The sequence below is a fragment of the Halolamina salina genome, from assembly GCF_042678005.1.
In the GTDB taxonomy this organism is placed as follows: domain Archaea; phylum Halobacteriota; class Halobacteria; order Halobacteriales; family Haloferacaceae; genus Halolamina; species Halolamina salina.
Genome location: NZ_JBHUDH010000138.1, coordinates 1 through 12,442, shown reverse-complemented (window position 1 = coordinate 12,442; position 12,442 = coordinate 1). Strand labels below are relative to the sequence as shown.

Genomic DNA, 12,442 nt, shown 5'->3' with positions numbered 1-12,442 from the left:
GGCGCCGCCGCCGCCGCCTACGACGCGACCGAGTCGCTGGCCGTCCCGGCGCTCGTCTACGCGGCGTTCGCGGCCGTGAGCAGCGTGCTGTACGTCGCGACGCTCGCCGCGGCGTTCGGCGCCGGGTAGCCCCCGCCGCACCGCAACAGTCATTCCGCCCGCGTGTTCTCTCGGAGTATGGTCGAGGCGAACCTCGTCCTCACCGCGGGGATCTTCCTGACCGCGCTGGCGCTGGGCGGCCTGCTCGCGCTCCGGCTTGGCCAGTCGGTGATCCCGGCGTACATCCTCGTCGGCGTGCTGCTCGGCCCCTACGCGCCCTCCGTGGGCGGCGTCTCGCTCACCGTCGTCGAGTCCACGGAGATCGTCCGGCTACTCGCGGATCTGGGGGTCGTCCTGCTGCTGTTTTTCGTCGGCCTCGAACTCAGCCTCGCCTCGCTGATCCGCAAGCGCTCGCAGTTCCTCCGGGCGGGCGCCGTCGACGTGGCCGTGAGCTTCCCGCTGGGGATCGTCGTCGGCCTCGCCGCGGGCTTCTCGCTCGTGGAGTCGCTGTTCGTCGGCCTGATCACGTTCAACTCCTCGACGGTGATCATCGCGAAGTCGCTGATCGATCTGGAGTGGATCGCCGACCCCGAGAGCGAGGCGATCCTCGGCGTGATCGTCGTCGAGGACGTGCTCACCGCGGCGGCGTTCGCGGTGCTCTCGGCGGTGCTGCTCGGCGGCGCCGACGTGGCCTCCCTCGGCCGAACGCTCGGGCAGGCGGCGGTCGTGCTGGTCGCGCTCACGCTGCTGGCGTACTACGGGAGCGAGTGGGTCGACCGCGCGTTCGACGTGCGCTCGGGCGAACTGTTCCTGCTCGCCGTCCTCGGCGCGACCGCGCTCGTCTCCGGCTTCGGCCTCGCTGCGGGCGTCAGCGACGCGATCGTCGCGTTCCTCGCCGGCGCGGCGTTCGGGCAGACCTCCCACGCCGCCCGGATACAGGACCTGCTCGCGCCCAGCCGGGACCTGTTCGCGGCGGTGTTCTTCTTCGTCGTCGGGCTCGGCACGGACCCGCGGGTGGTGGTCTCGGTCGCCGGGCTCGTGGTCGCCGCGGCGGCAGTCACCGTTGTCGGACAGATCGTCAGCGGCTACGTTGCCGGGCGGAGCTGGGGGCTCTCGGTCGAAGGGGCGTCGAAGATGGGCGCCGCGCTGGTCCCTCGCGGGGAGTTCTCGCTGGTGATCGCCGCGTTCCTTCTGACCGCGGGAACCACGCCGGCGCTCCGCGAGACGATTCCGGCGTTCACGGTCGGCTACGTCCTCCTGACGAGCATCCTCGGGACGATGCTGATGCGGAACGCGGGGCTGATCCAGCGGGTGGCGGAACGGCTCCCGACGACGGCTCAGTCCTGAACGCGGTCCTTCAGTGCGGCCTGCTCCTCGTGGGTGCCGATCGCGACGAGCAGGTCCCCGCCAGCGAGTTCGAAGTCGGCGTCGGGGTTGGAAACGGTCTCCTCCCCGCGCTGGACCGCGATCACCGTGGCGCCGGTGTCGCGTTTGATCTCGCTCTCGGCGAGCGTCGTACCGACGAGCGACGACCCCTCGGCGACTTCGACCCACTGGATGATCGCGTCGCCCAGTGGCGCCGACAGCGCGTCGACGTTCACCGACTCGAAGTAGGCGCCCTCGAGGATCGAGCCGAGCTTGTTCGCCTCCTCGCCGTTCAGGTCGAGCAGCTTCTCCCCGCTCTCGTCGCGGGCGGGCCGGCGGTACAGCTCACAGCGCCCGTCGTGGTGGACGACCACCGACGCCACCCCGCCGGCGTCGAGTTCGAGGTCGAACTTCCGGCCGACCCCGGGGAGGTCGGTCTCGTAGACGGTCATACCTCACCTGACGCGGCGAGGGGAATAACGGTATGGGTAGAAACGCAGACGCCGGCTACGGCAGGTACCGAACGCTGACGGTCCCCGGCTCCGAGCGGATCTCGACCCGGTTCACGCCGAGGCGGGCGGCGCGCCCGAGCGTCGCCTCGCGGTCCTCGAGCACGTCCTCGACGGCGTCCTCGGTCTCCTCCTCGGGGACGCTGATGACGTGGAGTTCCCCGATCCCGGCGCGTTCCTGCTTGGTGAGCTCGCCGACGGACTGCTCGGCAGCGATCTCGCGTTCCTGCTTCGTGGGCGGCTCGCGGCTCTCGCTGATCGACAGCGAGCGTCGCTCCTCGACCTCGACCAGTTCGGCGGTCACCTCCAGCGGCGGCTCGGGGGCGACCGTCCCCTCCACGACGTCGTCCTCCGAGAGCCCGGGGTTCGAGGAGAGCGTGTGCACCTGGCCGCGCTCCACGTCCCGCAACACTGCGCTGTCGTCGTCGGCGTGCGTGACGAGGAACGTGCCCTCGGTCGCACTGTCGATCTCGGCGTCGCTCATACCCCTACTGGGCGCCCGAGCCCTTTCCGGATTTCGCCCGCGGCTCAGCGCAGCCGGCGGTGGATCAGGAGGATCAGCGCCGCCGCCGCCGTCGGGAGCAGGGGCGAGGCGATCGCCGGCAGCGCGTACAGCGCGGCGACGACGGGGGCGAACACGCCGGACGGCTCGGGGCGGGCGATCGTCTCGCCGTCGAGGACGAACGTCTCGGGCATCGACGCGATCAGGCCGAGATACAGCGAGAGCAGGAACAGGTAGCCGCCGACCGCCAGCAGCGGTTCGTAGTTCGCCGGCGGGTCGAACGACCCATCGACGCGGCGCCCGTACCGCCGCGTTCGGGCCGCGAGCAGCACGGGGCCGACGGTCGGTAGCACCGCCAGCAGCCCCAGGAGGGCGATGAAGGACCGCGAGAGCGTGAAGCTCCCGCCGCGGGCGCCGGCCGTCCGACCGAACACGACGACGATCGCGAGCACGCAGGTCAGCGCCAACAAAAGCGTCGCGAGGGCGGCGACGAGCACGTACGACCGGAACAGAAGCGAGTCGCTCCCGCGGAACGCGTAGGGGAAGGCGCCGAGGATGCCGTCGTAGTCGTCTGCCATCGGCGGGGGTTGTAGTCGGGCGGAGTTAAACGCCGCGAGGGAGCGCCGCGTTCGGGACGATCGGACCTGCGACCGCGGCGGCCTACTCCGCGCGCGGGAACTCCCCGATCGTGTCCTCGCGGAACGCGTCCTCGTCGAACTCGTACTCGTCGTCGAGGAAGTCGACGATCGTGTGGGTGTCACGCATCGCGTTCTTCAGGCAGGTCGAGGCGCCCGGCGACGGCGTGATGTTGAAGATCACGTCGTTGCCGACGATCTTGGCCTCGCCCATGTCCAGGGACTTCTTCTCCGTGTCGACGATCTGGGGGCGGACGCCGCCGTACCCCTTCGCGCGCTCAATGTCGTCGAGTTCGACGCTGGGCACCACCTTCTGGACGTGAGGGAGGAACTGCCGTGGGCCGATCTCCGGTACGTCGTAGACGAGGTTCCGGAGCACGTACGGCAGCAGGATGCGGTCGGCGAGGATGTTCGCGTAGCTCAGGAAGGAGGCGGCGTTCAGCCCGAACACGTCGATGAAGTCGCCGACCGTCGAGATCCGGCCCCGCTCCAGCGCCGGCACCAGCTTCGCGGTGGGACCGAAGCGGGTGATGCTGCCGTCGTGGACGTCGGCGTCGCCGTGGACCGCCGCGAACGGGAGCTTCTTCATCTGCAGCGTGTACACCTTCCCGTTCAGCAGGTCGTCGGCGAGGAAGAAGCTGCCCGCGACGGGGAGCAGCACTTTGTCCTGCCCGTAGCCGAGCTCCTTGGCCATCTGGAGGCTGTGGGAGCCGGCGCCGAAGACGGTCGCGTCGTCGTCGAACGTGCCCGCACCGGCGGTCTCGATCTCGTGGCCGTCGGGCTTGGGCGTGATGTCGGTGACCGCCGTGCCGGTGAACACGTCGACGACGGCGTCGTCGTCGACGGCCTCGACGAACGAGTTGGCGGTCGCGCCGTAGTCGACGACGTAGCCGTCGGGCGTCTGAAGCGCGAGCATCTCGGTGTCGGGGTCGCGCCCCTCGACGACTTTGGGTTCGAGGTCGGCGATCTCCTCGCGACCGATGGGCTGGAGCTTGGGGAACAGGTCGCCGAACCCTTCCTCCTCGTAGCGGCGTTCGAGGCTGTCGACCTCCTCGCGGCCGACGCCGAGCACCATCTTGCTCCGCTTGGCGTGCATCTCGCGGTCGGGGTCGTGGTTCTCCAGATAGCCCGCGAGCAGTTCGGCGCCCTCCTTGACCTCCTCGGCCTTCTCGAGGGTGTAGTTGGTCTCGATGTCGCCGAAGTGCAGCGTCTGGGAGTTGTTGGTGTGGTGCGTGTTGATCGCGCCGATCTCCGGCTCCTTCTCGACGAGCGCGATCGAGTCGATGTCGGTGAACTTCGCGGTCGTGTACAGCAGCGACGCGCCGCTGATGCCGCCGCCGACGATGACGAGGTCGTACTGTTCGGACATGTGGGCGTTACTCCCACGCTCGTGCTCCGCACTGATAATGGGTCTTCTTTCGCCGTCGTGTTCGACGATCGACGTGACGGATATCGACAGAAGCGGCCGGGACGCGGGCGTTCGGTCGGCTCGACCGACAGGAACGGCAGTCAGTGAGAGCGACGGGTCACGCGACCGCGAACAGTCGTGTTCTGTCGGACTCGCGGTACGAAAAAACGGATCGGGGAGCGGCTCGACGGATGGTCGAGGCGATCGTCCTCAGCCCTGCACCTCGATCTCGGTGCCGGTGACGGCGGCCTCCGCCTCGATGGGGAGGCGGACCTCGAGCATGCCGTTGTTGTACTCGGCCGTGATCCCCTCGTCGTCGATCGACTTGGGGAAGCGGAACCGACGGTGGTAGGTCCGCCGTCGGCCGCGCTGGGTGTCCTCGTGCTCCGCGGCGATGTTCAGGACACCCTCGTCCCAGGACACCGAGATGCTCTCGGGATCGAAGCCGGGCATCTCGACGCTGAGGACGAACTCGCCGTCCTCCTCGAACAGTTCGTAGTCGGTACGACCGGACTCGAACAGCTTGCTCGGGAGATCGAGGCCTTGCGTCCAGGAACTGGTCAGGTTCTCCGGAAGCGCCATGGCTGATCACCTCGACTGCATCGGTACATTGTGCACGCTTCGTAATGTACGTTATTAATCATTTTCGAGAAGATCGTATCGAAAGGAGAAAACGAACTCTCTCGGGTCGATCGTGGCTTTCCCGGGCTGAGCGGACGCGACGCCGGCGGGCTACTTCCGATCCTCGGGATCGCGACCGTTGTCCGACTCGTCGTCGGCGTCGTCCGCCGTCCCGCCGTCGGCCTCGGACTCGTCCTCGGTCTCGGGTTCGTCTTCGGCCGTCTCGGCCTCGGTTCTCGGTTTCTCGCCGGCCTCGTCGCCCGCGTCGACACCCTCGGCGACGGTCTGCTCGACGGTCTGTTCGACCTCCTCGGTGACCTTCTCGGTGACTTCCTCGGTCACTTCCTCGCTCACCTTGTCGACCTCCTCGCTGACGGTCTCACTGACGGTCTCTTCGACCTCCTCGGTCACTTCCTCGCTGACTTTGTCGACCTCTTCGCTCACCGTCTCGCTGACGGTCTCCTCGACCTCCTCGGACACCTTCTCGGTCACGGTGTCGCTCACCTGATCGACCTCCTTGCTGACGGTCTGCTCGACCTCTTCGCTCACCGTTTCGGTGACGGTCTGCTCGACCTCCTCGCTGACGGTTTCACTGACGGTCTCCTCGACTTCCTCACTCACCTTCTGGGTCACCTCCTGTGTCATCCACTCGGGGTCGAACCGCGCCATCTTCCAGGCGATGTGGACGAGGTAGGAGAGCAGCGCCCCGAGGCCGAACGCGACGCCGACCTGCGTGCCGAGTTCGAGAATCAGTACGATGGCGACGAAGATCGTCAGGCCGTAGGCGATGTCGACGATAGCGTCGACGCGTGACGCCTTCATCGGGACTCCTCCTGCGAGCGCTCGCGCTGTCGGTGGACGGTCATACCCAAACACCGAGTTCCAGACGGGTATACCCATCTTTCCCGGCGGGCGATCGTGGCGGCGTCCGCCCGCCCGTGGCTGGGTCGCGCCGGGTCGCGGGCGGGCCGTTCCGACCCCTTAAGAGCGCGGCGCCGCTGCGTCCTGTATGGTCGACGTTTTTCTCCTCGTAGGGATCGCCGTGGCGCTGTTCGTGGGGTTCAACATCGGTGGATCGACCACCGGGCCGGCGTTCGGGCCGGCAGTCGGCTCCGACGCCATCTCCAAGACCGGCGCGGCGGCGCTGATGGGCGTCTTCTTCTTCGTCGGCGCGTGGACGATCGGCCGCCGCGTGGTGGACAAGCTCGGCGAGGACCTCATTACCAGCGCCAGCGTGTTCACGATCGAGACGAGCATCGTCGTCCTCTTCTTCGTCGGCGGCGCGCTGTTCGTCGGTAACTACTTCGGCGTCCCGGCGTCGACGTCGATGACCGCCGTCGGCTCGATCGCCGGCCTCGGCGTCGCAACGGGCGAACTCGACTGGGTCGTGATGGGCGAGATCGCGGTCTGGTGGATCGTCGCGCCGATCGTCGGCTTCTGGGTGTCGGGGATGATCGGGCGGTACCTCTACCCGCGGATCAACCAGTGGGTCGCGATCAACAGCAGCGAGGGACCGTTGATGGAGATCGAGCGTTCCGGCGCGGTCCCGCGACCCGTCCCGGGGCCGAACACGACCCGCCGGGAGATGATCGGCGGCATCATCGTCATCACGATCGGCTGTCTGATGGCGTTCGCCTCGGGCACCTCGAACATCGCGAACGCGATCGCGCCGCTGGTGGGCGCGGGCGTCGACGTGAACATGATGATCCTGCTGGGCTGTGCCGCCGTCGCCGTCGGGGCGTTCACGATCGCCCGACGGACGCTCGACACGCTCGGCAACGACATCACCGACCTGCCGCTGACGGCCGCGATCGTCGTCGCCGTCGTCTCCTCGTCGATCGTGATCGGCCTCTCGGCGATCGGCATCCCCGCCTCGTTCGTGATCATCGCGACCACCTCGATCGTCGGCCTCGGCTGGGGGCGGGCGACCCGGACGGCGACGGTCTCCGGGGGGGTTCGGGGCGAGGAGGAAGCCAAAGTGTCCGTCGGCGCGCTGGCCGCCGAGGAGGCGGGCGAGGAAGTCCCCGAGATCGGCGAGGAGGAGCCAGAGGACATCCCCGCCGCCTCGGACCTGTTCGACCCGGCGACGACCGGCCGGGTGTTGATCATGCAGAACGTCGTGCCCGTGCTCTCGACGGTCGGCGCCTACGCCGCGTTCACGATCCTGTTCCGGTTCGTCTGGTAACGGTCCGCCCCGCGGACTGGCGGACGTTACTCGTAGTGCTCTTCGAGGTACTCGACGATGTCGTCGCTCTCGTACATCGTCACGCCGCGGTCGGTGTCGACGAGGTACGGGATCTGGTCCTCGCCGCCGGCCGTGAGTTCCTCGTGGGTCACCTCGTTGGTCACGTCGCCGCCGGCGCCGCCGGGGAGCCGGGGGTTGTGGATCACGTACGAGACGCCGAGCTCTGAGAGCGTCTCGCGGACCTTCGCGCAGTGCGGGCAGCCTTCGGACTGGTAGAGTTCGAGCATCCGGGTCGGAAGGTCGCTCCGCGGCCACTAAAGCGTTCAGCCGGCGGTCCCCCCTCGGCTGCGCCGATCGGCGGGCACACGCCTCTGTTCGCCGAAAAATTCTTCACGTGTTTCTCGTTGTATTGGGTATGGAGTTCGGACTGACTCAGGAGCAGGAGCAGCTGCGAGAGGAAGTGCGTCGGTTCGCGGAGAACGAGATCGCGCCCGTCGCCGGCGAGTACGACCGCGAGGAGAAGTACCCCGCCGAGATCGTCGAGAAGGCCGCCGAGATGGGGCTGACGGGCGCCCACTTCCCGATGGAGTACGGCGGCGTCGGCTACTCGACGCTGGAGATGGCGCTGATCACCGAGGAGCTGTTCGCGGTCGACCCCGGGATCGGACTCTGTGTCACCAGCGCCGGCTTCGGCGCCGAGGCGATCATGGAGTTCGGCACCGAAGAGCAGAAGGAGGAGTACCTGCGGCCGATCGCCGAGGGCGAGGCGGTGATGGGCGCGGCGATCAGCGAGCCTCACGCCGGCTCCGACGTGAGTTCGATCTCGACGACCGCGCGGAAGGACGGCGACGAGTGGGTGCTCAACGGCTCGAAGATGTGGATCACCAACGGCTCCGTCGGCGACTACTTCGTCGTGATGTGCGAGACCGACCCCGACGTGGGCGACCGCTACACCGGGTTCTCACAGATCCTCGTCGAGCGCGACCGCGACGGGTTCGAGAGCGAGAAGATCACCGGGAAGATGGGGATCCGCGCAAGCGATACTGCCGAACTCCGGTTCGACGACGTGCGCGTGCCCGAGGAGAACCTCGTCGGCCAGCGCGGGATGGGGTTCCCCCAGCTGATGCAGTTCTTCGACGAGACGCGAACCATGGTCGCGGCGCAGGCGGTCGGTATCGCGAAAGGCGCCGCCGAGCGCGCCCTCGAGTACGCCGAGGAGCGCGAGCAGTTCGGCCGCTCCATCTCGGAGTTCCAGGCGATCCGGCACAAGCTCTCGGAGATGCACACCCGGACCGAGGCCGCCCGGCAGCTGACGTACAAGTCCGCATGGAGCGTCGAGCACGCCGAGGACGATCTCACCATGCTGGCGTCGATGGCCAAGGAGTTCGCCTCGGACGTGGCGACCGACGTGGCCGACGAGGCGGTCCAGATCCACGGCGGCGCCGGCTTCGTCGACGACTTCGACGTGGAGCGGCTCTACCGCGACTCGAAGATCACCCAGATCTACGAGGGGACGACCGAGATTCAGAAGAACATCGTCGCGCGGGAGCTACTGGGCGAGGGGTACTGAGCGTCGCGCGAGGCCCACTCCGCCGACGTGGGGACCCCCGGCGAGGCGCCGCTGCAGTTCAAGCAGTCCTTCGAGATCCGCGAGGGCCAGCGCACGACGTTCACCGCCGACTTCACGCCGGTGAAGCGCGGGCAGACCGGGACGTACCTCCTCCAGCCGGTCGCCTCCGGCACCGAGGTCTCCTACTCGGACGTGACGGAGACCGAGGGGACGACGACCGAGTAAACCGACCGTCGCACCGAGTGGTGAAGCTCTTTGTGCGTGAATGAGAGGAATCCTGTAAGAATGACTCGTCAGGACGATCTCGACCGCTTCTATACACTGCTCGACGAACTTGAGCAGCAAGTCGGCGGGACACGGAAACTCAAGAACTGCACCGGGTACATGGACTGGCCTGACCGCGGCGTCTACTTCTTCCTCGAACCGGGCGAGACACGCGAATCAACCGACCAGTTGCGCGTTACCCGCATCGGGACACACGCAGTGTCTGAAGGGAGCAGCACGACGCTCTGGGATAGACTGAAACAACACTACGGCACGGGCAGCGGGAGTTCCAACCATCCTCACGGGGGCGCTCATCGTGGCTCCGTGTATCGCAAGCGTGTTGGCGAGGCGATTATCGAGAAGCACGGCCTCCACGACGACTATCCCGACTGGGACAAACGCTGGTCGAGTATCAACCGTGATCGGTCAGAGGTCCGTGACGAAGAATACATCCTCGAACGTCGGGTGAGCACCTACATCCGCGAACAGCCGTTCCTCTGGGTGAATCTCGACGACGAACCGAGTGCAGACAGTGACCGGGCGTATCTTGAACGGAACGCTATCGCTCTCCTCAGCAACTTCGACAAGCAACCGATTGACCCACGAGGAGGCGGATGGCTCGGTCGGCACAGCCAGAGTCAGGCGATACGGGAATCAGGTCTTTGGAACGTGAACCACGTCGGCGAGCGGTACGATAGCGGGGTTCTCGAGCTTCTCGAGGATGCGGTCGACGATACGACGCCACCGTAGTGCGCTGGTCCGTCTGGGGCGTCCGGTCGGCCGTCTATCGGAGACTGCGCCGGAGTCCCGCGAACGAAACGCGGCAGTACGCGGTCTCACAACGTTCGTGACTTTTCGTCGCAAATGTCTTGCCGGAAAGTCGGCCTCGGCACTCATAGGGCTCGTCGTCGCCGGATGCCGAGTCCGGCTCGGCCCGGTGCCGTCGTCATCGGCCACCCGAGCGTAGCCGCCGCTGGGGGAAGGCCGTTACCCTTCTGTTGGTCCGCGACGCCGCCCACGTGGCGTCGCGTTCATTGCCCCCCGGATCCACGATCCGGTATGGCTACCACGCTCGAAGGGACGATCCTGCGGGGCGAGTCGTTCACGCCGATCGAGGGGCGCGTCGTCGTCGAGGACGGCGAGATCACCGCCGTCGAGGAGGCGCCGACCGACTCGACGGACATCGTGCTCCCGGCCTTTGTCAACGCCCACACGCACATCGGCGACTCGATCGCGAAGGAGGCCGGCGGCGGCCTCTCGCTGGACGAACTGGTCGCGCCGCCGGACGGCCTCAAACACCGCCTCCTGCGGCAGGCCAGCCGCGAGGCGAAGGTCGACGCGATGGCCCGGAGCCTCCGATTCATGGAGGATTCGGGTACTGCGGCGTTCTTGGAGTTCCGCGAGGGCGGCGTCGAGGGCGTCGAGGCGATCCGCGACGCGCTCGCCGACCGGGAGATCGACCCCGTGATCTTCGGCCGCGAGAGCGCCGACGCCATGCGAGCCGCCGACGGCTTCGGCGCCAGCGGCGCCCGGGACAGCGAGTTCGGCGACCTGCGCGAGGCCTGTCGGGAGGCGGGCAAGCCGTTCGCGATCCACGCCGGCGAGCGCGACCCGCACGACCTCACGCCCGCGATGGACCTCGACCCGGCGTTCCTGATCCACGTCGTCCACCCCAGAGACGAGCATCTCGACCGGATCGAGCGCGAGGAGATGCCGGTGGTGGTCTGCCCGCGCTCGAACCTCGTCACCAACGTCGGTGTCGCCCCGATCCGCGAACTGGTCGAGCGGACCACCGTCGCGCTCGGGACCGACAACGTGATGCTGAACTCGCCGTCAATGTTCCGCGAGATGGAGTTCGCCGCCAAGCTCGCCGACGTGAGCGCGACCGAGGTACTCCGGATGGCGACCAGAAACGGCGCCGAACTCGCGGGGAAGGAGTACGGCCTGATCGAGGAGGGCCGACCCGCGAAACTGCTCACGCTCGACGGTGACTCGGACAACCTCGCCGGCGCGGAGGAGCCGGTCCGCGCGGTGGTTCGCCGGGCGGGCGAGGGCGACGTAAAAGACGTGCTGCTATAACGAAGTACGATCTGACGGGCGTCCGCTCACGGGAACGGGTGGTACGCCCGCTCCGGCCGCGCCTCGTACCCCATCGACGCCGCAACGCGCTCCAGTCGGTCGCCGAAGAACGGCTCGCCGGTGAACAGCGGCTGTGCCTCGGGGATGACGACGCGAACGCCCTCGAACCCCAGTGCGGCCACGTCCCGAGTCGTCGTCCGGGCGGCGTACGGCGTGAGTCCGGCGTCGTCGACGAGGTCGACCAGCGCGTCGAGAGCGGCCTCGCCGGAGAATTCTGCGGCCTCATCGGCGACCGAGTCGGCCGGCACGGTCGTCTCGGGGTGTGTGAGCTCCTGAGCGCGGTCGGGGAAGTCGGCGTACTCGCCGATGGCGCCGCCCTCCTCGCTTGCCTGTTCGGGACCCATGTCCCGGAGTTCGATCCAGTTCTGGAGCGCCTCCGCCAGCGCCCCGGTCGCGGCGTCGACGGGATCGAGCGCCGCCCCGGAACCGGCGGCGAACCGCGGCCACTCGCCGTCGCGGTGGACCGTCGCGGCGACGACCGGCACGTCGACGTCCTGCGTGAGCAGCGTGGCGGAGGCCGTCAGTCCCTCCGCGCGGGCACGCTTCTCGAGTTCGCGGAAGCGCTCGTCGTCGACGGCCAGCCCCAGCGGCTCGTAGTCGGAGTACCACGCGAGCATCGCCGCGTCGCGCTCGATCACCTCCGAGAGCCCCGAGATCGTCGCCTCGATGGTCGAACTCCCGAGGCCGAGCCCGGTGGTGATCGGCGGCTTGATCCGCCGCTCGGGCGGGGGGTACTGGACCACCTCCGCGGGGAGCCAGACCCCAGACTCGTCGACGAGATCCAGTCCCGGCGTCCACGGGCGTTCGGCGTCCGGGTCGGGGTCGTAGCCGTCGCTCGTGACGAAGCGCGTCGATCGGACGGCGTCCTCGAGCGCCGTCCCGGGCGCGTGGCGGAACTCGGCGGTCCGGTAGACGCCGGCGGCGTAGCGCTCCAGCCCCTCGCCCAGCGCCTTCATGTACGCCTCGTTCCAGTCGGCGGCCGCGCCAGCGGCGAAGGGGGCGGCGCCCGCGTCGGAGAACCCCTCCGTCCCCGCGATCGACGCGAGGTAGTACGGGAGCGGGAACGACGCCTGCTCGCCCACCTGTTCGACGAGGCCGACGCGGTCGTCGACGGCCAGTTCCGCTCGGCTGATGGCGTCGTCGAAGTCGGCCTCCCGGTGGGAGAGCGAGAGCGTTCGATCCCGGCCGCCGGCACAGCGACAGTA

13 protein-coding genes and 1 pseudogene are annotated in these 12,442 nt (G+C 68.1%); 6 read left to right on the top strand and 8 right to left on the bottom strand.

What is annotated here, in order from left to right:
* The first annotated feature begins 177 nt into the window (after positions 1-177).
* Positions 178-1,386, top strand: a complete 1,209-nt coding sequence (locus ACFR9S_RS11865; RefSeq protein WP_379818753.1) for a cation:proton antiporter — start codon at positions 178-180, stop codon at positions 1,384-1,386.
* Here ACFR9S_RS11865 and ACFR9S_RS11860 read toward each other — a convergent pair.
* From ACFR9S_RS11860 to ACFR9S_RS11835, 6 genes are all read right to left on the bottom strand, one after another.
* Complete coding sequence (locus ACFR9S_RS11860) at positions 1,377-1,856, bottom strand: cation:proton antiporter regulatory subunit (RefSeq protein WP_379730701.1); 480 nt, start codon at positions 1,854-1,856, stop codon at positions 1,377-1,379. The genes ACFR9S_RS11865 and ACFR9S_RS11860 overlap by 10 nt on opposite strands.
* Before the next feature lie 55 nt (positions 1,857-1,911).
* A complete protein-coding gene (locus ACFR9S_RS11855) occupies positions 1,912-2,397 on the bottom strand; it encodes a DUF5812 family protein (protein WP_379730702.1) in 486 nt (161 codons plus the stop codon).
* 44 nt (positions 2,398-2,441) lie between these two features.
* Entirely contained in the window at positions 2,442-2,993 is a 552-nt protein-coding gene (locus ACFR9S_RS11850) for a hypothetical protein (protein ID WP_379730703.1), read from the bottom strand.
* Between the two features lie 82 nt (positions 2,994-3,075).
* Entirely contained in the window at positions 3,076-4,419 is a 1,344-nt protein-coding gene (locus tag ACFR9S_RS11845) for an FAD-dependent oxidoreductase (protein WP_379818752.1), read from the bottom strand.
* A 249-nt stretch (positions 4,420-4,668) separates the two neighbouring features.
* Complete coding sequence (locus tag ACFR9S_RS11840; protein ID WP_379730705.1) at positions 4,669-5,040, bottom strand: Hsp20/alpha crystallin family protein; 372 nt, start codon at positions 5,038-5,040, stop codon at positions 4,669-4,671.
* 150 nt (positions 5,041-5,190) lie between these two features.
* Positions 5,191-5,901 carry a hypothetical protein gene (locus ACFR9S_RS11835; protein ID WP_379730706.1) on the bottom strand — a complete coding sequence of 237 codons (711 nt, stop codon included), beginning with the start codon at positions 5,899-5,901 and terminating at the stop codon, positions 5,191-5,193.
* Positions 5,902-6,088: 187 nt separating this feature from the next.
* On the opposite strand from ACFR9S_RS11835, the gene ACFR9S_RS11830 reads away from it, so the two are divergent.
* Positions 6,089-7,264 carry an inorganic phosphate transporter gene (locus ACFR9S_RS11830; RefSeq protein ID WP_379730707.1) on the top strand — a complete coding sequence of 392 codons (1,176 nt, stop codon included), beginning with the start codon at positions 6,089-6,091 and terminating at the stop codon, positions 7,262-7,264.
* Between the two features lie 26 nt (positions 7,265-7,290).
* Here ACFR9S_RS11830 and ACFR9S_RS11825 read toward each other — a convergent pair whose 3' ends face one another.
* Positions 7,291-7,551, bottom strand: a complete 261-nt coding sequence (locus ACFR9S_RS11825; protein ID WP_379730708.1) for a glutathione S-transferase N-terminal domain-containing protein — start codon at positions 7,549-7,551, stop codon at positions 7,291-7,293.
* Positions 7,552-7,679: 128 nt separating this feature from the next.
* On the opposite strand from ACFR9S_RS11825, the gene ACFR9S_RS11820 reads away from it, so the two are divergent.
* The 4 genes and pseudogenes from ACFR9S_RS11820 to ACFR9S_RS11805 all read left to right on the top strand — a co-directional run bounded on the left by ACFR9S_RS11820 (position 7,680) and on the right by ACFR9S_RS11805 (position 11,177).
* Positions 7,680-8,834 (top strand): acyl-CoA dehydrogenase family protein, encoded by a 1,155-nt coding sequence (locus tag ACFR9S_RS11820; RefSeq protein ID WP_379730709.1) that lies wholly within the window; start codon positions 7,680-7,682, stop codon positions 8,832-8,834.
* A gap of 9 nt (positions 8,835-8,843) precedes the next feature.
* A pseudogene (locus tag ACFR9S_RS11815) lies at positions 8,844-9,059 on the top strand (DUF4382 domain-containing protein); the annotation flags it as partial.
* Between the two features lie 60 nt (positions 9,060-9,119).
* The gene (locus tag ACFR9S_RS11810; protein WP_379730710.1) at positions 9,120-9,848 is read left to right on the top strand and encodes a hypothetical protein; all 729 of its coding nucleotides are present in this window, start codon (positions 9,120-9,122) and stop codon (positions 9,846-9,848) included.
* A gap of 309 nt (positions 9,849-10,157) precedes the next feature.
* Positions 10,158-11,177, top strand: a complete 1,020-nt coding sequence (locus tag ACFR9S_RS11805) for an amidohydrolase family protein (RefSeq protein WP_379818751.1) — start codon at positions 10,158-10,160, stop codon at positions 11,175-11,177.
* A 26-nt stretch (positions 11,178-11,203) separates the two neighbouring features.
* On the opposite strand, the gene ACFR9S_RS11800 is transcribed toward ACFR9S_RS11805, so the two are convergent.
* On the bottom strand, positions 11,204-12,442 hold a 1,239-nt coding region (locus tag ACFR9S_RS11800), incomplete at its 5' end, for a YcaO-like family protein (protein ID WP_379818750.1).

Bases quoted from the DNA above. Each gene is read 5' to 3' on its own strand.
- ACFR9S_RS11865 (WP_379818753.1), top strand. From the start codon at position 178: ATGGTCGAGGCGAACCTCGTCCTCACCGCGGGGATCTTCCTGACCGCG.
- ACFR9S_RS11860 (WP_379730701.1), bottom strand. From the start codon at position 1,856: ATGACCGTCTACGAGACCGACCTCCCCGGGGTCGGCCGGAAGTTCGAC.
- ACFR9S_RS11855 (WP_379730702.1), bottom strand. From the start codon at position 2,397: ATGAGCGACGCCGAGATCGACAGTGCGACCGAGGGCACGTTCCTCGTC.
- ACFR9S_RS11850 (WP_379730703.1), bottom strand. From the start codon at position 2,993: ATGGCAGACGACTACGACGGCATCCTCGGCGCCTTCCCCTACGCGTTC.
- ACFR9S_RS11845 (WP_379818752.1), bottom strand. From the start codon at position 4,419: ATGTCCGAACAGTACGACCTCGTCATCGTCGGCGGCGGCATCAGCGGC.
- ACFR9S_RS11840 (WP_379730705.1), bottom strand. From the start codon at position 5,040: ATGGCGCTTCCGGAGAACCTGACCAGTTCCTGGACGCAAGGCCTCGAT.
- ACFR9S_RS11835 (WP_379730706.1), bottom strand. From the start codon at position 5,901: ATGAAGGCGTCACGCGTCGACGCTATCGTCGACATCGCCTACGGCCTG.
- ACFR9S_RS11830 (WP_379730707.1), top strand. From the start codon at position 6,089: ATGGTCGACGTTTTTCTCCTCGTAGGGATCGCCGTGGCGCTGTTCGTG.
- ACFR9S_RS11825 (WP_379730708.1), bottom strand. From the start codon at position 7,551: ATGCTCGAACTCTACCAGTCCGAAGGCTGCCCGCACTGCGCGAAGGTC.
- ACFR9S_RS11820 (WP_379730709.1), top strand. From the start codon at position 7,680: ATGGAGTTCGGACTGACTCAGGAGCAGGAGCAGCTGCGAGAGGAAGTG.
- ACFR9S_RS11810 (WP_379730710.1), top strand. From the start codon at position 9,120: ATGACTCGTCAGGACGATCTCGACCGCTTCTATACACTGCTCGACGAA.
- ACFR9S_RS11805 (WP_379818751.1), top strand. From the start codon at position 10,158: ATGGCTACCACGCTCGAAGGGACGATCCTGCGGGGCGAGTCGTTCACG.